Source organism: Cellulomonas pasadenensis (assembly GCF_047229365.1).
GTDB lineage: Bacteria > Actinomycetota > Actinomycetes > Actinomycetales > Cellulomonadaceae > Cellulomonas.
Genome location: NZ_JBFTEP010000024.1, coordinates 14,982 through 36,843 on the forward strand (window position 1 = coordinate 14,982; position 21,862 = coordinate 36,843).

At 76.9% G+C, this 21,862-nt stretch carries 23 protein-coding genes; 11 read left to right on the top strand and 12 right to left on the bottom strand.

Features of this window, described 5'->3' with window-relative positions:
- Positions 1-5: 5 nt before the first annotated feature.
- Positions 6-416: a YciI family protein gene (locus AB6N23_RS05480; RefSeq protein WP_412865086.1), complete on the bottom strand. Its 411-nt coding sequence runs from the start codon at positions 414-416 to the stop codon at positions 6-8.
- A gap of 284 nt (positions 417-700) precedes the next feature.
- Between AB6N23_RS05480 and AB6N23_RS05485 the strand changes: the two genes are divergently transcribed.
- From AB6N23_RS05485 to AB6N23_RS05500, 4 genes are all read left to right on the top strand, one after another.
- Complete coding sequence (locus AB6N23_RS05485; RefSeq protein WP_412865087.1) at positions 701-1,195, top strand: type III secretion system chaperone family protein; 495 nt, start codon at positions 701-703, stop codon at positions 1,193-1,195.
- On the top strand, positions 1,195-3,090 hold the full coding sequence (locus AB6N23_RS05490) for an HSP90 family protein (RefSeq protein ID WP_412865088.1): 1,896 nt from the start codon (positions 1,195-1,197) through the stop codon (positions 3,088-3,090). Before AB6N23_RS05485 ends, AB6N23_RS05490 begins: the two co-directional genes overlap by 1 nt.
- Positions 3,087-5,048, top strand: coding sequence for a hypothetical protein (locus tag AB6N23_RS05495; RefSeq protein ID WP_412865089.1), 1,962 nt, complete (start codon positions 3,087-3,089; stop codon positions 5,046-5,048). Before AB6N23_RS05490 ends, AB6N23_RS05495 begins: the two co-directional genes overlap by 4 nt.
- A gap of 223 nt (positions 5,049-5,271) precedes the next feature.
- Complete coding sequence (locus tag AB6N23_RS05500) at positions 5,272-5,631, top strand: hypothetical protein (protein WP_412865090.1); 360 nt, start codon at positions 5,272-5,274, stop codon at positions 5,629-5,631.
- 286 nt (positions 5,632-5,917) lie between these two features.
- Here the strand turns inward: AB6N23_RS05500 and AB6N23_RS05505 are convergent, their stop codons facing one another.
- From AB6N23_RS05505 to AB6N23_RS05515, 3 genes are all read right to left on the bottom strand, one after another.
- Positions 5,918-6,529, bottom strand: coding sequence for a LysE family translocator (locus AB6N23_RS05505; protein ID WP_412865091.1), 612 nt, complete (start codon positions 6,527-6,529; stop codon positions 5,918-5,920).
- Between the two features lie 203 nt (positions 6,530-6,732).
- Positions 6,733-8,013, bottom strand: coding sequence for a CE1 family esterase (locus AB6N23_RS05510; protein ID WP_412865092.1), 1,281 nt, complete (start codon positions 8,011-8,013; stop codon positions 6,733-6,735).
- Positions 8,014-8,169: 156 nt separating this feature from the next.
- Positions 8,170-8,952, bottom strand: a complete 783-nt coding sequence (locus tag AB6N23_RS05515) for an aminoglycoside phosphotransferase family protein (RefSeq protein ID WP_412865108.1) — start codon at positions 8,950-8,952, stop codon at positions 8,170-8,172.
- A 167-nt stretch (positions 8,953-9,119) separates the two neighbouring features.
- Here AB6N23_RS05515 and AB6N23_RS05520 point away from each other — a divergent pair, with 167 nt between their 5' ends.
- Entirely contained in the window at positions 9,120-9,554 is a 435-nt protein-coding gene (locus AB6N23_RS05520) for a DUF1905 domain-containing protein (protein ID WP_412865093.1), read from the top strand.
- Positions 9,555-9,579: 25 nt separating this feature from the next.
- Here AB6N23_RS05520 and AB6N23_RS05525 read toward each other — a convergent pair whose 3' ends face one another.
- Entirely contained in the window at positions 9,580-10,455 is an 876-nt protein-coding gene (locus tag AB6N23_RS05525; protein ID WP_412865094.1) for an ArgP/LysG family DNA-binding transcriptional regulator, read from the bottom strand.
- 69 nt (positions 10,456-10,524) lie between these two features.
- Here AB6N23_RS05525 and AB6N23_RS05530 point away from each other — a divergent pair, with 69 nt between their 5' ends.
- Positions 10,525-11,139: a LysE/ArgO family amino acid transporter gene (locus tag AB6N23_RS05530; protein WP_412865095.1), complete on the top strand. Its 615-nt coding sequence runs from the start codon at positions 10,525-10,527 to the stop codon at positions 11,137-11,139.
- Positions 11,140-11,160: 21 nt separating this feature from the next.
- On the opposite strand, the gene AB6N23_RS05535 is transcribed toward AB6N23_RS05530, so the two are convergent.
- Positions 11,161-11,955 (bottom strand): glycoside hydrolase family 16 protein, encoded by a 795-nt coding sequence (locus AB6N23_RS05535; RefSeq protein ID WP_412865096.1) that lies wholly within the window; start codon positions 11,953-11,955, stop codon positions 11,161-11,163.
- Between the two features lie 4 nt (positions 11,956-11,959).
- Positions 11,960-13,129: an AAA family ATPase gene (locus AB6N23_RS05540; protein WP_412865097.1), complete on the bottom strand. Its 1,170-nt coding sequence runs from the start codon at positions 13,127-13,129 to the stop codon at positions 11,960-11,962.
- A 250-nt stretch (positions 13,130-13,379) separates the two neighbouring features.
- Here AB6N23_RS05540 and AB6N23_RS05545 point away from each other — a divergent pair, with 250 nt between their 5' ends.
- From AB6N23_RS05545 to AB6N23_RS05555, 3 genes are all read left to right on the top strand, one after another.
- Positions 13,380-13,838 (top strand): dihydrofolate reductase family protein, encoded by a 459-nt coding sequence (locus AB6N23_RS05545; RefSeq protein ID WP_412865098.1) that lies wholly within the window; start codon positions 13,380-13,382, stop codon positions 13,836-13,838.
- The gene (locus tag AB6N23_RS05550) at positions 13,835-14,671 is read left to right on the top strand and encodes a nitroreductase/quinone reductase family protein (RefSeq protein ID WP_412865099.1); all 837 of its coding nucleotides are present in this window, start codon (positions 13,835-13,837) and stop codon (positions 14,669-14,671) included. Before AB6N23_RS05545 ends, AB6N23_RS05550 begins: the two co-directional genes overlap by 4 nt.
- A gap of 61 nt (positions 14,672-14,732) precedes the next feature.
- A complete protein-coding gene (locus AB6N23_RS05555; RefSeq protein WP_412865100.1) occupies positions 14,733-15,881 on the top strand; it encodes a hypothetical protein in 1,149 nt (382 codons plus the stop codon).
- A 35-nt stretch (positions 15,882-15,916) separates the two neighbouring features.
- On the opposite strand, the gene AB6N23_RS05560 is transcribed toward AB6N23_RS05555, so the two are convergent.
- The 4 genes from AB6N23_RS05560 to AB6N23_RS05575 form a co-directional block, all read right to left on the bottom strand.
- Entirely contained in the window at positions 15,917-16,483 is a 567-nt protein-coding gene (locus tag AB6N23_RS05560; protein WP_412865101.1) for a dihydrofolate reductase family protein, read from the bottom strand.
- Positions 16,474-17,022 (bottom strand): TetR/AcrR family transcriptional regulator, encoded by a 549-nt coding sequence (locus AB6N23_RS05565; protein ID WP_412865102.1) that lies wholly within the window; start codon positions 17,020-17,022, stop codon positions 16,474-16,476. Before AB6N23_RS05565 ends, AB6N23_RS05560 begins: the two co-directional genes overlap by 10 nt.
- A gap of 48 nt (positions 17,023-17,070) precedes the next feature.
- Entirely contained in the window at positions 17,071-18,336 is a 1,266-nt protein-coding gene (locus AB6N23_RS05570; protein WP_412865103.1) for an alpha-amylase family glycosyl hydrolase, read from the bottom strand.
- Between the two features lie 467 nt (positions 18,337-18,803).
- Positions 18,804-19,940 (bottom strand): 6-phosphofructokinase, encoded by a 1,137-nt coding sequence (locus AB6N23_RS05575; RefSeq protein ID WP_412865104.1) that lies wholly within the window; start codon positions 19,938-19,940, stop codon positions 18,804-18,806.
- Positions 19,941-20,091: 151 nt separating this feature from the next.
- Here AB6N23_RS05575 and AB6N23_RS05580 point away from each other — a divergent pair, with 151 nt between their 5' ends.
- Positions 20,092-20,316 carry a helix-hairpin-helix domain-containing protein gene (locus AB6N23_RS05580; RefSeq protein ID WP_412865105.1) on the top strand — a complete coding sequence of 75 codons (225 nt, stop codon included), beginning with the start codon at positions 20,092-20,094 and terminating at the stop codon, positions 20,314-20,316.
- A gap of 23 nt (positions 20,317-20,339) precedes the next feature.
- Here AB6N23_RS05580 and AB6N23_RS05585 read toward each other — a convergent pair whose 3' ends face one another.
- Entirely contained in the window at positions 20,340-20,987 is a 648-nt protein-coding gene (locus tag AB6N23_RS05585) for an HAD family hydrolase (protein WP_412865106.1), read from the bottom strand.
- A gap of 162 nt (positions 20,988-21,149) precedes the next feature.
- Here AB6N23_RS05585 and AB6N23_RS05590 point away from each other — a divergent pair.
- On the top strand, positions 21,150-21,862 hold a 713-nt coding region (locus tag AB6N23_RS05590), incomplete at its 3' end, for an SRPBCC family protein (protein ID WP_412865107.1).

Genomic DNA, 21,862 nt, shown 5'->3' on the forward strand with positions numbered 1-21,862 from the left:
GGTCGTCAGTCGTCCGCCGGGGTGCCGGACATGACCTCGCGCACGTCGATCCACTCGTAGAGCGGCGTGCCGCCGGGCCCGGGCTCGGACGACACGTACGCCGCGAGCTCGACGGCCCGCTCGTACGACGCGACGTCGACCATGTACCACCCGGCGACCAGGTCGCTCGTCTCCGGGTGCGGGCCGTCGGTGACGACGGGCGCCGCGTCGGGGCCGCCGTAGCGCACCCACGTCTGCACCGGCGTGAGCGCCTGCGCGTCGACGTACTCGCCGCTCTCCTCGAGCATCTCGCCGACGTGCCGCAGGAACGCCATGTGCGCCTCGACGTCCTCGGGCGCCCACCGGTCCATCGGCGGCACGGGCCGGTGGGGATCGGGCCCACCGCGGTAGTGCTTGAGGAGCAGGTACTTCGGCATGACGCCTCCCGGTGTCGTGGGCCGCGCGTGCCGCGGCCCGTCACTGGGGGAGCGGAGCCGGTGCGCGGTTCTCGACATCGTGCCGTGCACGGGTCGCCGGGTCGACGCTCCCGGCCCACCGAGGGTGAGCCCGTGACCGCGGCCGGGCGCCGCCCATGACGCCCGGGGCCGCTCCTGCGCCGGTCGTGTGAGCGCCGCAGACGGGACATAGCACCCAGGTCTAGGCTCGTCGCGGCGGTGCGCCCCGGCGCCCGCCGCCCTGCCCAGCCGACCGACGAGGACCCATGGCCTTCTTCACCAAGCCCACCGACATCCCCGACGCGCCGACGCCGCTGGCCCCGCTGACGCAGGAGCGCATCACGGAGACGCTCGAGCGGCGCGAGATGCGGTACGGCGTCGACGACGACGGCGACATCGGCGGGTACTGGGACGGGCACCTGTTCTACTTCTTCCGCCTCGGCGAGAACCGTGAGTACCTGCAGGTGCGCGGCCGCTGGAACCGGCCGGTGCCGGTGTCGGAGCTCGACGCCGTGACGCGGCTGGTCAACGAGTGGAACGCCGAGCGGCTGTGGCCCAAGGGCTACGTGCGGGCCGAGGACGCCCACGTCGGCGTGTACGCCGAGCACACGGTCGACTACCAGCACGGCCTGACGGACGACCAGCTGGACACGCACCTGGCTTGCTCCATCAGCACGGGGCTGGCCCTCTTCGAGCACCTCGACGAGGCGTACCCGGAGATCGCGGCCGCGGCGCGCGCGGAGCTCGAGAAGAAGGACTGATGACGGCCGCCGCCCCCGCGACGGGCGGCGACACCGCGCAGGCGTTCCAGGTCGATCTGCGCGGCGTCGTCGACCTGCTCGCCCGCCACCTGTACTCCGGCCCGCGCGTGTACGTGCGCGAGCTGCTGCAGAACGCCGTCGACGCGGTCACGGCCCGGCGTGCCCACGAGCCCGGCGCAGCCGGGAGCGTGCGGTTCCGGGCCCTGGACGGGGGCGGCCTGGAGGTCGTCGACACGGGCGTCGGGCTGACGCCGGACGAGGCGCGCGAGCTGCTCGCGACGGTGGGGCGCAGCTCGAAGCGGGACCTCGAGCTGGGCGTGGGGCGCGCCGAGTTCCTCGGGCAGTTCGGCATCGGGCTGCTCTCGGCGTTCATGGTGGCCGACCGCATCGAGCTGGAGTCGCGCTCGGCGGTGCACCGGGACGCGCCGGGCGTGCGCTGGGTCGGGCACGCCGACGGCACGTACGACCTGACGGTGCTGCCGCGCGCGGCGGACGACCCGGTGGGATCCACGGTGCGCCTCGCGCCCCGGCAGGACATGGACCACTGGCTCGAGCCGGCGACGGTGGCGACGCTCGCGCAGGAGTTCGGCGCGCTGCTGCCGCTGGACGTGGCCGTCGAGGTGCCGGTCGGTGCCGAGGGGCGCGCGTGGCGCCGCGTGACCGAGCCGGCGCCGCCGTGGCGGGCGTCGTACCCCGACGACGCGGCCCGCGCGCAGGCGCTCGCGCGGTACTGCGAGCGGACGCTCGGGTTCACGCCGCTCACGCACCTCGACCTGGAGGTCCCGCTCGTGGGCCTCACCGGGGTCGCGTTCGTGCTGCCGGCGGCCGTGCCGCCCGGCGGGGGCGGCACCCACCGCGTCCACCTCAAGCGCATGCTGCTCGGCGACCGCGTCACGGGGCTGCTGCCCGACTGGGCGTTCTGGGTGCGGTGCGTCGTCGACGCCGACGGGCTGCGGCCCACCGCGTCGCGCGAGCAGCTCTACGACGACGAGGCGCTGCTCGTGGCGCGCGACTCCCTCGCGGCGCAGGTCCGCGACTGGACGCTGGCCACGCTGCGGTCCGGGTCGGCGCTCGCCCGCGGGCTCGTCGCGACGCACCACCTCGCGATCCGGTCGCTCGCGCTGGTCGACGACGAGATGCTCGACCTGGCGACGCAGGTGCTGCCGTTCGAGACGACCGACGGCCCGCTCACGCTGACGGAGGTCGCCGCGCAGGCGGGGACGGTCGTGCACACGACGAGCGTCGAGGAGTACCGCCGCGTCGCGCCCGTCGCCCGCGCGCAGGGGCTCCTGGTCGTCAACGCGGGCTACGTGTACGACGCCGACCTGCTCGGCCGGCTCGCGGGACGCCGCGGCTGGGACGTCCGCCCGCTGCGCGCCGCCGACGTGGCGCAGGTCCTGGACCAGGTCGAGCCGGAGCGCGAGCTCGCGCTGCTCGACGCCCTGGCCGCCGCGTCCGCCGCCCTGCGCGACCTCGACTGCGAGGTCGTCGTCCGCCGCTTCGCGCCCGCCGACCTGCCGGCCGTGCTGCTGCAGGACCGCGACGACGAGCACCGGCGCGACGTCGCCCGCACCGTCGGTGCCGCCGACGACCTGTGGGGCGGCGTGCTCGCCGGGCTCACGGGCGACGCGGCGCCGGCCGCGCGGCGGCTCGTCCTCAACGACACGAACCCGACCGTGCGGCGCCTGCTCGCGGGCACCGGCCGGCCGGACGTCGTCGCGGCGGGCCTGCGCTCGATGTACGTGACGGCCGTGCTGCTGGCGGGCGAGCCGCTGCGCGCGCACGACGCGGCGACGATGACCGCGGCGATGACGGTCCTCCTCGACGCGGGGCTGGGCACGCCCGACGACAGCACGGCGACCACCGGCCCGACCGACGACGAGGAGGAGCGGTGACCCGCAGCCTGGACGAGGCGAACCGCGAGCTGTCCCGCATCCGCGACATGCCGTACGGGCTCGCGCGCACGCAGGCCGCCGAGCGGCAGGTCCGCCTCGTCGAGGCCGAGGGACCGGACGCGGCGCGCGCGTACGCGTTGTGCGTGCTCGTGGAGTCGATGGTGTGGGGCGGCGAGGTCGAGCGGTCCTACCTGCCGTTCACGCAGCTCGTCCGCTGGTACGACGAGCGCCCGGAGCTCGTCGACGAGGCGGACCGGTACGCGATGTTCTGGTCGTTCAAGTGGATGGTCGGGCACCTCGGCGACTTCCCGACCGTGCCGGCGGCCCAGATCGACGCGACGCTCGACGACATGGAGCGCCGGTACGCGCTCGCGGGGCTCGGTCGGGACGCCGTCGCGTACGCGCGGTTCGCGTGGGCGTCGCGGCGCGGGTCCGCCGACGTCGAGGAGGCGTACCGCGCGTGGGTGGCCACGCCGCGCGACGACTACTCGCAGTGCGAGGTGTGCGACCCGGGCGACCGCGCGTCCCACCTGTTCCGCACCGGACGCCTCGCGGAGGGCGTCAGGCTCGTCGAGGAGACGCTGGCCACCGGCGCCACGTGCGCGACGGAGCCCGCCGACATGCTGTCGCACCTGGCGCTCGCGCAGCTCGACCTCGGGCAGCGGGACGCCGCCGTGCGGACGCACCGCCGGGCCGTCGCGGCGCTCGCCGACGCCACCGGCGCGATGGCGGGTGCGCGGGCGCGGCGGCTCGTGCTGCTCGGGCGGGCCGGTGCGGTGACGCGCACGGTCCGCGCGATCGAGCAGGACGAGCGCCTGCTCGTCGAGGGCGAGACGCCCCGCGAGCGGCTGGACGCGCTGCTGGGCGTCGTCGCGGCGACCGCCGCGCTGCTCCCGGAGCACGCCGGGCAGGCCGTCCGGCTGACGCGGGCGCCGGCGACGACGCTCGCGGAGCTGCACGCGTGGGCGGTCGGCGAGGCGGAGCCGCTGGCCGCCGCCTTCGACCTGCGCAACGGCACGACGGCGATGACGACGGAGCTCGCGGAGGCGCGCGCGACGCGGCCGCTGGACGAGCCGCTCGACCTGGACGTCGTCGCGGTGCCCGGTGCGGGGCCGACGACGACGGCCGGCGCCGGCGCGTCCGCCCGCGCCGTGCCCGACGCCGTGCCCACCGACGCCGCACCCGGCGACGCCACCTCCGGAGAGTCGCTGCTCGACCGCGCCGAGCGGCTGGTCGGCGAGGGCCGCACGGAGGAGGCCGCGCAGGCGTACGTCGCGGCGTCGGCCGAGGCGGAGGCCGCGGGCCTGCTCGTCGACGCCGGCTACGCCGCCGCGGAGGCGGCCCGCTGCGCACAGCTGCTCGGCGACGACGACACCGCCACCGGCCTGTACGCGCACGCCGTCGCGCGCCTGCGCGCCGGCGCGGCCGATCCGGTCGAGGTCGTCCCGGTGCTCGTCGCGTGGGCGCCGGCGGCCGCCGCGACGGGGCAGCTCCCGGCGTACCTGGAGGCCGCGGACGCCGTCCGGCCGGTGCTCGAGACGGACGGCGACGACCCGCCGTCGGGCCCCGAGGGGGCGGCGCTCGCGCAGCGGCGCGCGGACGAGCGGCAGCACGCCCTCGCGGACCTCGACGACGCGGCGGCCCGGGCGCTCGCGACGCTCGGCGGCGACGACCGGACCGACGAGGCAGCCGAACGGGCGGTGCGCGCCGCGCAGGCGTACGCCGCGGTCGGCGCAGCGGGCGACGCCGCGCACGCGTCCTGGCTGGCGGGGCGCCTGCACGACGCCCGCGGGCGCGCCGAGGACGCCGTCACCCACCTCACGGCGGCCGTCGAGGGCTTCGGCCACGCACGCGACCGCCGCACGCGCGCCCAGGCGGCCGACGACCTCGTCGCCCTCCTCCGCCGCACGGGTCAGGACGCGCGCGCCGAGGACGTGCTGTCGGCGCTGACGCGCTGACCGTGCGGCGCGGTCCCGGCCCCGGCCGCGGCGGCGGCGCGTCGACCCGCGTGTCGCCGGGGAACCGGACGTCTTCTCGCGGGCGTACGCACGCTGTGCGAACGGCGTGCGTACGCCCGCAGGGACGACGGTTCCCGCCGCCTCCGGGCCGGCCCTCGTGGCGGTGCGCCCGTCACAGCATCCTGGACCTCGAGAGATGCCGTCCCGGGAGGAGGAGCGCTCCATGGCGACGAGCGGTGACGGCCGGTGGGGCAGCATCGTCTTCCGGCGAGCGCCCGGCGGCTGGGCCGACCGGCTCCGCTCCTACGGCGTGTCCGTGAACGGCTATCGGGTGGGTCGGCTGCGTCCCGGCGGCGAGGTCGTCCTGCCGACGCCGCCGGGGGTGCACGTCGTGCGCGCGCACATCGACTGGACGCGCAGCCCCGAGTACGGGGTCGACGTCCACGAGGGGGAGACCGTCGTCCTCCGGGTGCGGGGGAGCGGTGCAATCCTGCGCCCCGACCGGTACCTCGGCACGCGTGGGTACCTCACGATGGAGCGGCTGCTCGAGCCGACCCGGTCGTCACCGTCCCGCGACCGGTAGGACCGGCACGGCGACGGTCCGCGGTCGTCCATCACCGCGAGCGCCCACGACGTCGCGGTGATGCGGCGAGGTCGCGGGCTGGAACCCGCCACCTCGGCGACGACCCGCGACCTCGCGGCCGGGCTCGTCGCGCGACGCCGTGGATCGCGACGGCCTCCTCGACGTGTCTCATGCTGATCGCTGCGGCGGCGACGCCCGGCACGGGCACCAGCCGCGTCACCGCGCCGGCCGTGAGCGCGAGCTGGTCGTGGCGCAGCACGACGTCCGGGACGTCGGAGGTGGCCCGTCAGCGGGTCTGCAGCGCCAGCCGTCCGGCGAGCACGACGTACGCACCCGCGAAGCCCCGGCGCAGCGCCGTGACGACGCGCGGCCGCTGCACGACGTACGTGCGCACCGCCGACGCCCCGAGCCCGTACAGCGCGAAGACCACGAACGTCACCGCCATGAACGCGAGGCTCAGCACCGCCATGCGTCCCGCCGCACCGGGCGTGCCGGCCGGCACGAACTGCGGCAGGAACGCGAAGAAGAAGATCGTCAGCTTGGGGTTGAGCACGTTGAGCAGCACGGCGTCGCGGACCACCTGCCGGGCGGCCCGCGGCGCGGCGTCCTGCTCGACGTGCAGCGGAGTGCGGTCGCGCCACGTCTGCCACGCCACGTACAGCAGGTACGCGACACCGAGGTACTTGAGGGTCTGGAACGCCACCGCCGACGCGTGCAGCAGGGCCGCCAGCCCGGTGATGGCGGCGGCCATGTGCGGCACGACGCCGAGCGTGCAGCCGAGCGCGGCGACCAGGCTGCCGCGGGCGCCGCGCGCGAGGCCGGCGGCGATGGTGAACAGCGCACCGGTGCCGGGCGTCGCGACGACGACGAGGGTGGTGACGAGGAACGCGACGCTCACGGGTGCTCCCGGCGGTGAGGGGGTCGACCGTCCGGACGCTACCGGCCGGGCACGGGCCGGCGACAGGCCCGGCGGCCGGCCGCCGGTCCGTGACACGCACCCGCCCGACGCCACGCCGACCTCGTCACCCCTGCCCCGACCTCGTCACGGAGGGGTGACGAGGTGGGTGCCGGGGTGACGAGGTCGGCGGCGGCCGGCCGACCTCAGGAGCTGGTGCAGGTGAGGGTCGGGGTCGGCGGCGTGCCGCTGCCCAGGAGCCCGAACGTCGCGGTGCCGCCGGCGGCGAGCCGGCCGTTCCAGGCGGTGCTGCGGACGACGACCGACCCGCCCTGGGTCGTCAGCGTGCCGTTCCACACCTGGTCGACGCGCTCACCCGCCGGGGTCCACGCCACGCTCCACGACGTCGCGGGGGAGCCGGCGCGGACGGTGACCTCGCCCTGGAACCCGCCCGGCCAGGAGTTGACCGTGCGGTAGGTGGCCGTGCACGCGCCGGCGGGCGGCGGCGTGGTGGGGCCGGGCGCCGGCGTGACCGTGGGCGTGGCGGTGGGGGTCGGGGTCGGCGTCGACGTGGCGGTGGGTGTCGGCGTCGGGCTCGTCGTGGTCGACGGCAGGGACGTGAAGAACCGCCACACCTCGCCGGGCACCCACGACTGCTGCTGGCCGCGGTCGCGGGCGTCCCACTGGTGGCCGCTGTCGGAGGCGATCCAGACGACGGGGTAGCCGTCGCGGCACGTGTACGCGGTGCGCACGTGGGTGCCGCTGCCGGCGGCGGGCTCGGGCGCGTTCTGCGCCTGGCAGCCGTTGGTGCGCAGCGCGCGGTCGCGCAGCGCCCGGCCCTGGGAGATGTTCAGGACGTCGTCGACGACGCCGTGCGAGCCGAGGTACGCGATGGGCTGCGTGCCGCCCGCGCACCCGGAGAGCTGGGCGCCGTTCAGCACGGCCACGGCGCGGAAGACGTCGGCGCGCGCGCAGGCGAGCGCGTTGCTCAGGCCGCCGCCGTAGCTGAACCCGGTCGCGAACCGCTGCGTCGTGTCGATGCACAGCGCGGACTCGACGGCGCGCAGCACGTCGTCGACGAACGCGACGTCCTGGCCGTTCGTGTTGGGCCACGCGTTGTCGACGCCCTGCGGCGCGACGAACACGGTGCTGGTGCCGGCGAGCGGCTTCAGCCCGTAGAAGCCCTGGTTGACGACGTCGGACGACGTGCCGTGCCACCAGTGCGACGCCACGACGAGGCGGTACGGCCGGCTCGGGTCGTAGCCCGCGGGGACGTCGAGGCGGAACGTGCGGGCGCGGCCGCCGCTCGTGATGGTGTGCTCGCCGGTCGCGAGACCGGCGGGGCGGTGGCAGCCCGCGGTGGCGGCCGCGGTCACGGGGCCGCCGGACAGCGCGGACGCGGGTGCCGCCACGCCCGCGAGGGCCAGCGCGGCGGCTGCGGCGGCCAGCAGGATCCGTCGGCCTCGGGTCGGGGTGGGGTGTCGCACGGTCGCTCCCTCCAGCACGGGCCCGACGGCGCTGCCGGGCCGGCGTACGGGCGTCGGCGCGCCCGCGGGTCGCGACGGAATCTATCGATAAACCCCGTGCGTTTCGACGGCACGAATGGTTTCGCGACGGCGTCCCGCGTCGGCCGCCGCGGGACCTCAGCGGTCGAGCCGGCCGGCGTCCTCGAGCACCGCCCGGATCGTCTGCCGCGCGTGGTCGGCGAGCGGCACGTACCGCGTCCGGTAGTAGGGCAGCTGCAGCAGCGCCTGGCGCAGCGCCCAGCCGCGGGCGCGCAGCCACGTGGCGTCGTCGTCGCCGAGCGCCGCCCGGAAGGCCGCGCGCGACGGGGCGTCGAGGAAGTTCCACGCGAGGCCGACGTCGCCGGCGGGGTCGCCGAGGCTCGCGCCGCCCCAGTCCAGGACGCCGACGAGCCGCCCGCCGCGGACGACGAGGTTGCCCGGCGCGACGTCGCCGTGCAGCCACACGCCCACGCCGTCCCACGGGTCCGCGGCCACCGACGCGTCCCACGCGCGCAGCACGCGGCCCACGTCGACCTCGTCGGCCACGGCGCGGGCGTCGGCCGTCACGCCCGCGGTGAGGTCGGCCAGCGGCTGCGCGCGGCGGGTGCTGCGCGGCCCCGGCAGGTCGAGGGTGCGCAGCCGCAGGACCACGGCGGCGACGTCGCGCGCGAGGTCGGCGTCCGGCACGGTCGGCGTCGACCCGTGCACCCATCGCACCACCGACCACCGCCACGGGAAACCGTGCCCGGGCTCGCCCTGCGCCACCGGCACGGGCGCCTCCACGCCCACCACCCCCGCGAGGCGGGCGGTCCATGCGCGCTCGCGGTCGGGCGCCGCACGCGCCCCGGGGACGCGCGGCAGCCGCACCGCGAGGTCGTCGCCGAGGCGGAACATCGCGTGGTCGGTGCCGCGGTGCGGCAGCGCGCACGGGCAGGTCCTGCCAGCGGGGGTGCTGGTCGGCGACGAGCGCGCGCACCAGCGCCTCGGTGAGGGGCAGCTCGTCGTCGTGCACCGCGCCGACGCTAACCGCGCCGCGGGGGCCCAGCACGGTGTTTCCCGCCGTCGGTGGGCGGTGCCATGCTCGCCGGGTGGAGCTGCGGTTCGGCGGTGAGGTCATCTGGTGGCGCGGGCCGGCGCCCTTCCACTTCGTCGCGCTCCCCGAGCCCGAGGCGGAGCGGCTGCGCGCGGTGGCGTCGCGCGTGACGTACGGCTGGGGCTGCATCCCCGCGACCGTGACGCTGGGCGCCACGACGTTCACCACGTCGATCTTCCCGAAGGACGGCGGCTTCCGGGTCCCGCTCAAGGCCGCGCCGCGCCGGGCGGAGGGCGTCGAGCTCGGGGACGACGTCACGCTCGTCGTCGTGGTCGAGGACCCGGACGCCGCCGACGACGCCCCCCAGGACGTCGACGACGTGCCGGCCGCCGCACGCCCGGCCGTGCCGCACCACGACCCGGCGGACGACGACGACTACTGGGACCCCGCGGTCGACCGGGCGGCGGGCGCGCCGACCACCGCCGGCTGACCGCGGCCACGGCCGCCCGCGAGCCTCAGCGCAGCGCCGCGCGCGCCGCGCGCCGCACGTGCTCCGCCACCTCGTCGAGCGCCCGCGTCCGCAGCGACCACTGCTGCCAGAACAGCGGCACGTCCACGTGCGCGCGTGCGTCGAGCGGCACCAGCCGCCCCGCCGCGACGTCGTCGGCGCTCTGCTGGTCGGGCAGCATGCCCCACCCGAACCCCAGCCGGACCGCGGTCGCGAAGTCCGCCGACGCGGGCACGAGGTGCCGGGGCGGCGCGAGGGGGTCGGCGCCACGGCGCTCGAGCCAGCGGTCCTGGAGCCGGTCGGCGGCGTCGAAGACGACGACGGGGGCGACGGTCAGCGCGGCGGCCGTCGCGCCGCCGGCGAACCACCGGTCGCGGAACGCCGGCGTCGCGTACGGGCGGTAGCGCATCACCCCGAGCGCCTCGACGCCGCACCCCTGCACGGCGACCGCCTCGGCCGTGACGGCCGCCATGACCGACCCGTCGCGCAGCAGCGCCGCCGACCGGTCCTGGTCCTCGCGGACGAGCTGCACGGCCACCCGGTCGGCCAGCGGCGCGAGCGCCGGCAGCAGCCACGTGGTGAGCGAGTCGCCGTTGACCGCGAGGGCGACGTGCGGCACGGGCCGGTCGGCGAGGTGGCGGGTCGCGTCGGCGGTGAGCGCGTCGAGCTGGCGCGCGAGCCGGACGAGCGGCTCGCCGGCGACGGTCGGCCGCACGGGCCGCTCGCGGCGCAGCAGCACGGCGCCGGTCTGCTGCTCGAGCGCCTTGATGCGCTGGCTGACCGCGGACGGTGTGACGTGCAGCGCGCGTGCCGCGGCGTCGAGCGTGCCGAGGTCCGCCGCGGCGGCGAGGGCGCGGAGCTGGCCGAGGTCCCAGTCGGGCATGAAGCCACGCTAACGGTGCGTGAGGAACTGTCGCTGGAGCGCATGTCGATCGGTGCGTACGGTCGCGGCATGGGATGGACGGCGGCGCTCGCGGGCGGTGGGTTCGGGCTGGCGCTGATCGTGGCGATCGGGGCGCAGAACGCGCACGTGCTGCGGCAGGGGCTGCGGCGGGAGCACGTCGGCCTGGTCGTGGCGATCTGCGCGCTGTCGGACGTCGTCCTCATCGCCGTCGGCACCGCGGGGGTCGGCGCGGTCATCGCCGCGAGCCGGACCGTGACGGTCGTCGTCACCGTGCTCGGCGCGCTCGTGCTGCTCGGCTACGGGGCGGTCGCGGCGCGGCGGGCGCTGCGCCCGGGCGACGCGCTCGTCGCGGACGCCGGCGGGTCCGGCCTGAGCACGGGCGCGGCCGTCGCGACGACGCTCGCCCTCACCTGGCTCAACCCGCACGTCTACCTCGACACGGTCGTGCTGCTCGGGTCGGTCGCCGCCGGCCACGGCGACGGCCGGTGGTGGTTCGCCCTCGGCGCGGCGACGGCGAGCATCCTCTGGTTCACGGGCCTCGGGTTCGGCGCCGCCGCGCTCCGCCCGTTGTTCGCGCGGCCGGGCGCGTGGCGCGTCCTGGACGGCGTCATCGCGCTCGTGATGGTGGCGATCGCGGTGAAGCTGGTCGTCGCGCTGGTCTGACGGTCGGTCGGACGGCCCGCGTCAGAGCCGGTCACGCCGCCGCCAGTGCCGCACGTGGTGCACCTCGGCGACGTGCGGGAGGGCGGCGGTGTCGCGCGGGACGCCCGGCACCGGCAGCTCGTAGACGTCGAGCATGAGCTGCACCGGGTAGTCGAGGCGCTGCCGGACCGTGTGCACGAGCCGCCCGTCGACGTGGAAGCGCAGCGCGTCGTCCTCCCACTGCACCGCGTAGTCGTGCGGCGCCATGAGGTCGCCCTCGACGCGCACCTTGACGAAGTCCTCCGTGAGGCGGGGGTCGCGCTGCGGCTTCACGCCCACGCCGACGAGCCCGCCGGTCGCGTCCATCTCGCTGCCGAACACCTCGGCGACGCAGATCTCGCCGCAGTCGTCCGGACGGTCCTCGACCCCGACCGGCCAGAACGCGACCATCGCCGCCGGGTGCCGGACAGCGGTCATGCGCACCTCGAGCACGCCGTCGCGCACGAGCCACCCGCGGTGCTCCGGCTGCTCCTCCCGCACGACGAGCCCGTCGCGGAACCGGTGCTGCCCGCGCGCCGACCCCACGGGCCCCGACACCTGCCCGGTCTGCAGGTGCGACACGCGCACGTCGCCGTCCCACTCGGGTGCCCACGGCGCGGTGCCCGCGTCGACGCGCAGCCGCAGCCGCCCGCCGCCGACGTCGTACCGGGCCGCCGTCGCGGCGCGCGACGACCAGTGCGGCGTGTAGTACGGCCACCACCGGTCGCGGTCGAGGCGGTCGGCGTCGAACTCCTCGGCCGCGACGAGCGCGTACCCGCTCAGGTCCAGGTCCGGCACCGCCTCACCGCCCCGGCCAGTGCCACGCCGGCACGTCGAGCGGTCCCTCGCGCCCGGCGACCACGGTCTCGCCGAGCTGCTTCTCGAGCGCGACCCGCCGCGTGTCGGCGGGGACGTCCGGGTCGGCGACGAGCGCGTCGACCAGCGCCGGGGCGTGGCTGACCACGACCACCTGCGTGCGCCGCGCCGCCGCGGCGAGCAGGTGCGCGAGGGCGGGCAGCAGGTCCGGGTGCAGGCTCGTCTCCGGCTCGTTGACGACCATGAGCGCGGGCGGCCGCGGCGTCAGCAGGGCCGCCGCCCACAGCAGGAAGCGCAGGGTCCCGTCGGACAGCTCGGCGGCCGACAGCGGTCGCAGCAGCCCGTCCTGCGTCATCGTCACCGTCGCGTGCTCGTCCGTGCCGCCCACGCCCAGCACGGAGCCCGGGAACGCGCGGTCGACCACCTCGGCGAGCTCGTCGCCGCCGCCGAGGTGCCGGATGGTGGCGACGGCGGCCGCCAGGTCGCGCCCGTCCGCCGCGAGCACCGGCGTCCGCGTGAGCACCGACCCACGGCGAGCCGGTGCGTCCGCGTCCGTGCGGACGTGGTCGTAGAACCGCCACGCGCGCAGCCGCTCGCGCACGAGCAGCACCTGCGGCGCCAGCAGCGGGTCGACCAGCTCGGTGAGCAGGCTCTCGGTCGGGTCCGGGTCGCGCGGCACCTGCACCCAGGCGTCGTCGGCGTCGCGCGCCCGCACGGACGGCCCGCGGCGCTCCGCGACGACGTCCCGCGGCCGCGGCGCGTCGCCGACCCACACCGTCTCCGCCTTCACCTCGGGGTCCCGCACGAACGGCGACCCCGTGCCGAGCTGCGGCAGCCCGACCTCGAGGGCGTACCCGAACGCCACGTCGTCGTCCGCGAGGCGCCCGCGCACGTGGCCGGGCCCGTGCTGGACGCCGAGCCGCAGCCGCACGGGCCCGCGCCGCCGCTGCCCCGCCCACAGGGCGGAGGCCAGCCCGCCCTCCTGCGCGAGCGTCCCCGCCAGCGCGCCCGTGCTGCACGCGTGCAGCAGCCGCAGCGACCGGTACAGCGACGACTTGCCCGAGCCGTTCCCGCCGGTCACCACGGTGAGCGCGCCGAGCTCGAGCACGAGGTCGTGCAGGGAGCGGTACCCCTCGACGGCGACGGTCCTGATCACGGGGCCACGGTAGGGGCGACCACCGACGCCCGGCCGACGCCGATGAGTCCGGGCGCCGTCCGGGGTCTGCACGGACGACCACGGAACCGGGCAGGGAGCCACCATGACCGCCACCTACACGTTCGACGTCTTCGCCAGCCTCGACGGCTACGGGTCCTACGACGCGCCCGGCGACTGGGGCGGGTAATGGGGCAAGCAGGGGCCGGAGCTGCTCGAGCACCGCCTCGCCCTGTACGGCGGGCAGCAGCGGATGGTCCTCGGCGCCACCACGTTCCGGGAGTTCGTGACGATGCTCGCGGGCAGCACGGAGGACTCCGAGGTGCGCGACCCGTGGGTCACGGCGATGCGCGCGCACCCGACGACGGTCGTCTCCGCCACCCTCGAGGACCCCCTCGACTGGCCGGACGCGACCGTCGCGCGGGGCGACGGGGTCGACGTCGTCCGGCGCCTGAAGGAGGAGTCCGACGTGCCGCTGCGCTCGCACGGCAGCCTGTCGCTGAACGGGGTGCTGCTGGCCGCCGGGCTGGTCGACCGGCTGCAGGTGACGATCTTCCCGGTCGTCACCGGCCGCAGCGGGACGGCCCCGGTCCTCGCCGGTGCGGGCGACCTCGACCTCGAGCTGCTGGAGAGCCGCCTGCTCGACGGCCGCACGCAGGAGCTGGTCTACCGGCCGACGCCGCGTCGCCACGCCGGCGGAGGCGCGTCATGACGCACGTCGACGAGGAGCGCGTCGTCGCGGAGTTCCGCGCGCACGCCGGCCGCGTCGGCGGGTACGAGCGCCGCCGGCTCCTGCTGCTGACGACGCGCGGCCCCGAGGGCGCACGCACCACCCCGCTCACGTACCTGCCCGACGGCGACCGGGTGCTCGTCGTCGCCCCGGCGCCCACGTCGTCGGACGCGAGTGCGACGCGCCCGGCGTGGTTCCGCGACGTCGTCGCCGACCCGGTCGTGACCGTCGAGGACGGGCCGTTCGCGTTCGAGACCCGCGCGGAGGTGCTCGGGGACGACGCGCGCGACGGGCTGCTCGGGCGTCTCGTGGAGGCCGGTGCGGCGGCGGACGAGGACGAGGCGCGCACCGTCGTCGTCGTCGCCCTGCCCCGCGCCCGCGGCGGCCCGCCGCCGGGTGTGCCGTGGGGGCAGGCGCTCGTGCTCCTGCACGACACGTTCCGGCGCGAGCTCGCGCTGATCCGGGACGAGGTGGCGCGGGGCGGCCCGGCACCCGGCGCGCAGCTGCGCGTCGCGTGCCTGACGGTGTGCGCGGGGCTGCACCAGCACCACCACGGCGAGGACGCGGGGATGTTCCCGATGCTGGCGCGGGACGCCGCGCACGGCCCGGCGCTCGCCCCGGTGCTCGACCGCCTCCGCGCCGAGCACGCGGTGATCGCGGCCCTGCTCGACGAGCTGCGGGCGGCCGTCCGCGCCGACGGGTCCGACGGTGACGCCGTGCTGCGGGAGGTCGACCGGCTCGTCGAGGAGCTCGGGCGCCACCTGGCGTACGAGGAGGAGCAGCTGGTCCCGGTGCTGGACGCGGCCGGCGGCTGAACGACGCCGCGACCGGCGCGAGCACGCGGCGCCCGCGGAGTGGACCGGCTCGGCGGGTCGTGTGACGGGCTGGGACGTCGACTTCCGCATGCGCCTCGGCGCCGGGACGACGCGGGGGTGCCTCGACGACCCCGCCGGCGTCCCGCCGACGCTGCTCTGGGTCGGGGACACCACGGACCTCGTGCAGATCGGCTTCGCCGCCGGCGAGGTGTGCCTGCTCCACCCGTACGTCGACCGTCAGGCCGTCCCGCTCGACACCCGGCGCTGGCACCGCTACCGGCTCGAGGCCCGCGGACAGCGCCTGCGGCTCACGGTCGACGGCCGCACCGTGCTGGACCGGACCCTGTCGGGACGCGGCGCCGGCACGGTCGCGCTGGGGTTCGAGACCTACGAGGGCACGTCCACGTGGGACCACATCGCCTACGACACCGCCCCGGGGCGCGCCTGCACGGTCCGTGGCACGGCGGGTCCCGACGACCTCGTCGGCACGCCCGGCCCGGACGTCGTGTGCGCCGGTGCCGGTGACGACCGGGTGCGGGGCCTCGGCGGCGACGACGTGCTGATCGGCGGCGAGGGCGACGACACGCTGGTCGGCGGCGACGGCCACGACCTGCTGCAGGGCGGCTGGGGCGGCGACGTGCTCGACGGCGGCCCGGGTGGCGGACGCTCCGAGGGCGGGCAGGGCGACGACCGGTTCGTCACCGGCGCGCTGCCGGACGGCCCGCACCAGCTCGTCGGCGGGCCCGGGTACGACGCCGCCGACTACGGCGCGCGCACCGGCGGGATCACCGTGACGCTCGACGGCCTGGCCGGCGACGGCGCCCCGGGGGAGGGCGACGCGGTCGGCGTGCCGGCGCCGTGGGACACCGTGCCCGACGTCGAGGAGGTGCACGGCGGGCGCGGCGACGACGTGCTGGCGGGCGGGCACCGGTCCGACACGCTCGTCGGCGGGCCCGGCGCCGACCTGCTGCGCGGCGACGGCGGTGCGGACACGCTGCGCGGCGTCGACGGCGTCGAGGGCAACGACCGCCTCGAGGGCGGCGACGGTCCCGACACGTGCACGGCGGACCCGAGCGACGCGACGGCGTCCTGCAACGACCCCGACCCGCGTCCGTCGTCCCCGTTCCCGATGCCGCCGTGGCCGGGCGGCACCCCGACGCCCGCACCGGTCCCGGACCCGGGACCGACGGGGCTGCGCCGGCTGTCGTGACGCACGTCGGGCGGTGCGCCGCCCCGGCGCCCGCGTCAGGCCCGCGTCACCGCGTACGTCATCCGCACGAGCCCGTCGTCCGCGGTCGCGTGCGTGCCGCGCAGGGTCAGCAGCACGTCCCGGTCGAGGTCGCCGAAGAGCCGGTGGCCGCGGCCGAGCAGGACCGGTGCGACGGCGACCGTGATCTCGTCGACGAGCCCGGCGGCGAGGAAGGACTGGATCGTGCGCCCGCCGTCGACGTACACGCGGCGCGCGCCGAGGGCGTCGAGCTGCGCGCGCACGTCGTCGAGGGACCGCGCGAGCCGGACCCGCTCGTCGGGCTCGGCCGTGGTGCTCAGGACGATCACGTCCTTGCCCGTGTAGGGCCAGGTGTCGAAGCCGAGCGCGGTGTCGTAGGTGGCGCGGCCCATCACGAGCGCGTCCACGGTCGGGTAGAACGTCTCCCACTCGAGCGCGGGCCGGTCGGCGGTGCCGACGACGTGGTCGCGCGGGGCGGGGTCGGTGAGCCAGGCGAGGTCGCCGTCCGGCTTCGCGATGTAGCCGTCCAGGCTGACGCCGATGAAGACGCAGCCGGTCCAGGCGCGGTCCGCGGTCATGTCCATGCCTCCAGCAGGGTGTCGAGGATGCGGTCGGGCGGGGTGGGCTCGAGGTCGACGGCGCGGCGGTAGAGGGCGCCGTGCAGGGCGTCGAGGACCGTGAGCGCGGCGGCGTGCGCGTCGACGTGGGCGGCGAGCGGCACGTGGCGGAGGAGGGTCTCGACGTACGCGGCCTGCCGGGCCCAGCCCTGGCGCAGCAGCTCGGCCGACGCGGGCGACCAGAGGTCGCGCATCAGCTCGCCGAGCGCGACGACGGCCGCGGGCGACGACGGTGCGTCGAAGCTCGCGCGGACGTAGCGGCGCAGCTCGTCGGCGGGGTCGTCGTCGCTCGTGCGGTCGGTGGGCACGAGGGCCACCCACCGCCGGGCGAGCGCGAGGAGCAGCCCCTCCTTGGACCCGAACCGCTTGACGAGCCCGGCGGGGCTCATGCCCGCGTGCACCGCGGCGTCCTGCAGGCTCCACGGCGTCGGGTCGGCGCGCTGCGAGAGACCGGCGTCGATGCGCGCGAGCAGGTCGTCGTCGGAGACGGAGCGCGGGCGGATCACGGCGTTAGTAAATCACCGTTCACTAACTGTCGACCAGGTGCCGCAGCGTCAGCCGAACGCCCACACCACCGCGTCGCCGTCCCGCACCACCGCCCGCGGCCGGCCGCTCACGTCGAGCTCCACCCGCAGCCGGTGGGCACCGTCCGCCGACGTCGCCGTGTACCGGTAGCGCTCGTTCGTCAGCTCGTCCGCGGTCGTCCGCGCCGTGACGAGCCACGGGTGCTGCCGGCGCAGCGCGATCAGCGCCTGGTGCGCGTGGAGCACGTCCTGCCCGGGCGCGGACGGGTCCGGCGGGGAGTCCGGGAGCGTGGGTCGGACCGCGTCGTCGCCGCCCTCGCGGTCCTCCTTCAGGCCCGTCGCGCCGACCTCGTCGCCGTAGTAGACCGACGGCACGCCGCCGACGGTCAGGAGCACGACGAGCGCCAGCACGGCGGCGTCGGCGCCGACCTGCGTGGCGATGCGCGTGACGTCGTGGTTGCCGACGAACGTCTGCGGCAGCAACGCGTCGAGCAGCTCGGTGTGCCGCTGCAGCGCCCAGTCGAGCTCGAAGAAGTTGCGGTCGCGCAGGCTGCTCCACATGGCCTTCCACAGCGGGTACTGCGTCACGGAGTCCATCCCGGACTCCCGCACGATCGCGGCGTAGTCGCTGTGGATGACCTCGCCGACCACCCACGCGCCGGGGTGCCGCTCGCGCACCCGCGGCAGCACGCGCGCCCAGAACGCCGGCGGCACCGCGTACGCCGCGTCGAGCCGCCAGCCGTCGACCCCGCGGTCCAGCCAGTGCGTCATGACCTCCGCGACGAGGTCCGCGACCGCCGGCTCGTCGTGGTTGAGCCTCACGAGCGCGCGGTGCCCCTCGAAGTCCGCCGTGCGCGGCCCGTCGGGCGCGTCCCAGTCGACGGCCAGCCACGACGCGCGCGGCCCGTCGCGGCCCTCGGCGAGCACCTGCGCGACCAGCGGGTGCTCCGCGCCGACGTGGTGGAAGACGCCGTCCAGCAGGACCCGGATCCCGCGCTCGCGGCCGGCGGCCAGCAGGGCGTCGAGGTCGTCCTCCGTGCCGAGGCGCGGGTCGACGCGGAAGTGGTCGGTCGTGTCGTAGCCGTGCGTCGACGACGCGAACACCGGGCCCAGCAGCAGGCCGTTGGCGCCGAGCGCGAGGACGTGGTCGAGCCAGGGGAGCAGCCGGCGCAGCCGGTGCGGCTCGGGGGCGGTGTCCGGCGTGCGGATCGGGGCGCCCACCGCGCCGAGCGGGTACACGTGCCACCAGATCGCGTGCTCGACCCAGGCGCGCGCGGACGTGTCGGTGCTGGTCACGAGGTCCACCCTGCCCCGCGGCGGGGCCGCGGCGCGACCGCAGGCCGTCACCGGCCGCCGACGCTCCGGACGCCGTCAGGCTGCGGTTCCAGGCGTTCCGCGAGGGCGGCCTCGGCCTCGGGATCGTCGCCGGCGGCGGTCGCGGTGGCGGCCGGTGCCAGGAGCGCGGCGGCCGCGAGGACGACCACCGCGCGCAGGCGCGCGGAACTCACTCGTGCTCGGTTCATCGGACCCCCCAGGGGTGCGGGTACCGGGCGGGGGAGGCGCCGTTGCCTCGGGGTGCCGCCCGGGCGCGCGTCCAGTAATCCACCCGCCCCCACCGCGGTCAAGGCGTGTCATCACCCGGACGCGGGCGGGTCACCCACCGACCCTCGCGCGGGCCGCCGCGCGGTCGGTGCGAGGTCACCCGCCGAGGTGCGGGGCGTCCTCGGCCGCGTCCGACGACGTCCCGTCGGTCGTCGGCACGCTCAGTCGCCCAGCCCGGTGCCGACCTGGCGCGCCGCCGTGAGCCACGCGTGGTCCGGCGGGACGAGCTTGCCCTTGCCGGCGACGTCGCCGAGCGGCACCGCGGCCGTGCCCTCGCCGCGTGCCGCGATCATCACGCCGAACTCGCCGCGCGCGACGTGGTCCGCCGCGGCCGCCCCGAGCCGGGTCGCGAGCAGGCGGTCCGCCGCGCACGGGGTCCCGCCGCGCTGCACGTACCCGAGGATCGTCACGCGCGACTCCAGCCCGGTCGCGGCCTCGAGCTCCCGCGCGAGCCGGAACGTGTGCTCGCGCTGCTGGTCCTCGACGTTGGCCAGGTGCGTGCGCGCCGCGCGCTGCGCCTCGGGCGTCTTCGCCGCCTTCACCAGCAGCTGCGCCGCCTGGTAGTCCGCCGTGTCGTCGACGTCCCGCGCGCCCTCCGCGACCGCGACGACCGAGAACGACGAGCCGCGGGCCGTGCGCGCCCTGATGGTCGCCGCCACGGAGTCCACCGTGTACGGGATCTCGGGGATGAGGATGACGTCCGCGCCGCCCGCGATGCCGGCGGCGAGCGTCAGCCAGCCGGCCCGGTGCCCCATGATCTCGGTGAGGATGATGCGGTGGTGGCTGTGCGCCGTCGAGTGCACCCGGTCGACCGCGTCCGTGGCGATCTCGGTGGCCGTCGCGAAGCCGAAAGTCGTGTCGGTCTCGGCGATGTCGTTGTCGATCGTCTTCGGCAGGTGGACGACGTTGAGGCCGGCGTCGACGAGGCGCATCGCGTTCTTCGCCGTCCCGCCGCCGCCCAGCATGATGAGCGCGTCGAGCCCGAGCGCCCGGTAGTTCTCGACGACGGTCGGGACCATGTCCTGCGTGCCGCCGCCCTCGACCGGGAACCGGTGCACCTTGTCGCGGCTCGTGCCGAGCACCGTCCCGCCGACCGTGAGGATGCCGGACAGCGCGGCGCCGTCGAGCTCGACGTACCGGTTCTCGACCAGCCCCGTGACGCCGTCGCGGAAGCCGAGGAGCTCCATGCCGTAGTGGCCGATCGCGGTCTTGCCGAACCCGCGGATCGCCGCGTTCAGGCCGGGGCTGTCGCCGCCCGCCGTGAGGATGCCCACCTTCTTCGCCGTCGACCGCGCCATGACCGCTCCCGTGCTCGCGCCCGGCCGGCGGACCGGCCCCGTCGGCGCCCAGCCTGGTGCACGTGCGTGACCAGCGCCAACGCCGACGTCCGGCCGCGCGTCGGTGCCGACGGGCAGACTCGCCCGCACCGAGACGACGACGGAGGACGCCGTGCCCGACGACCCACCCGTGCCCACGCAGTACCCGCCCGCGATCGGCCGCACGGCCACCCGCGCCCTCGCGCTCGCGGGGCTCACGCGGTGGGACCAGCTCACCGCGGTGCGTGCCGCCGACCTGCTCGCGCTGCACGGCGTCGGCCCGAAGGCCGTGCGGCTCCTGCGCGAGGGCCTGGCGGCGCGCGGGACGGCCTTCGCGGACGAGGCGTCCGGGCGCTGACCCGCGCGCGGGTCCGGAGCCTGTCAGCGGGGCAGTGCCGCGAGCGCGGCGAGGGCGTCCCGCGGCGTGGGTGCGACCAGGTCCGGTGGCTCGTCGGGTGCCGGCCACACCCGGCCGTGGGCGACCCAGGCGGTCCGCAGCCCGGCGGCGCGACCGCCGCCCACGTCCGCGACGGGGTCGTCGCCCACCATCCACGCCTCCTGCGCCGCCGCGGCGCCGGCACCGGCGAGCGCCGCGGCGAAGATCGCCCCCTCCGGCTTGCGCGCACCCACCTGCTCCGAGACGTACCAGGCGTGCACGACGTCGGCGACGCCCGTGCGGCGGAGCTTGCGGACCTGGGTCTGCGTCCGCCCGTTCGTGACGACGACGAGGCGCCAGCCCTCGGAGCGGAGGTCGCCGAGGGCGTCCACGACGCCCGGGAACGCCGGCGACACCCGCGGCATCAGCGACCGGTAGGCGCGCCAGCGGTCGGCCGGCGCCCCCGTGTGCGGGAGGCGTGCGTGCACGGCGTCGAAGAAGGGCCCGCGCTGCCGGTGCACGCGGTCCTCGGCGTGCAGCCACGCGACGTCCTCGTCCGTCAGGCCCCACTCCTCGGCGAACGCCCGGGCCCACACGGCGAAGCCGGCGTCGCGGTCGACGAGCGTCCGGTCGAGGTCGAGGAGCGCGATCACGTGCCACGCGTCCGGGTCGTCATGCGGGGCGCGTCGTCGCGAGGCACGGGGTGGGTCGCACGACCGTCAGCGTCCCGCACGGGACGGACGTCGTCGACCCCTCGACACCGGCGCCACGGCGGGAGTAGCGTATAAGACGTCACTTATACGAGAGGACGGGTCATGACGATCGACGCACTGGAGCAGGTCGGGCTGGTCACGCGCGTGGTGCGCACCGGCGAGCGGGACGGGCGGCCCACCAAGGTCGCCGAGGCGCGACGCGTGTACCGCGCGGACGTCGACGACGTCTGGGACGCCGTCACGAGCGCCGAGCGGCTGCCGCGGTGGTTCATGCCGGTCAGCGGCGACCTGCGCGTGGGCGGCCGGTACCAGCTCGAGGGCAACGCCGGCGGCACCGTCGAGGCGTGCGAGCGGCCCGACCGGCTCGCCGTCACGTGGGAGTACGGCGGCGAGATCGGCTGGGTCGAGGTGCACCTGGCGCCCGCCGACGGCGGCACCGAGCTGCGCCTGCTGCACGAGGCGCACGTCGACCCGGCGTTCTGGGAGCAGTTCGGCCCGGGCGCCGTCGGCGTCGGCTGGGACCTCGCGCTGTGGGGCCTCGCGCTGCACCTGGAGAGCGGTGCGTCGGTCGACCCCGCCGAGGCCGAGGCCTGGTCCGTGGGCCCGGAGGGACAGGCGTTCATCACGTCCGCCGCGACCGGGTGGGCCGCTGCGGCCGTCGGCGACGGCGAGGACGCGGACGCCGCCCGGCGGGCCGGTGCGCGCACCATCGCCTTCTACACGGGCCGGCCGGCGCCGGACGAGGGCGACGGCGCGGCCGCGGGCGGCGAGGGCGCGGGCGGCGCGGCGGCCGACGACGGCGCGGAGGGCACCGC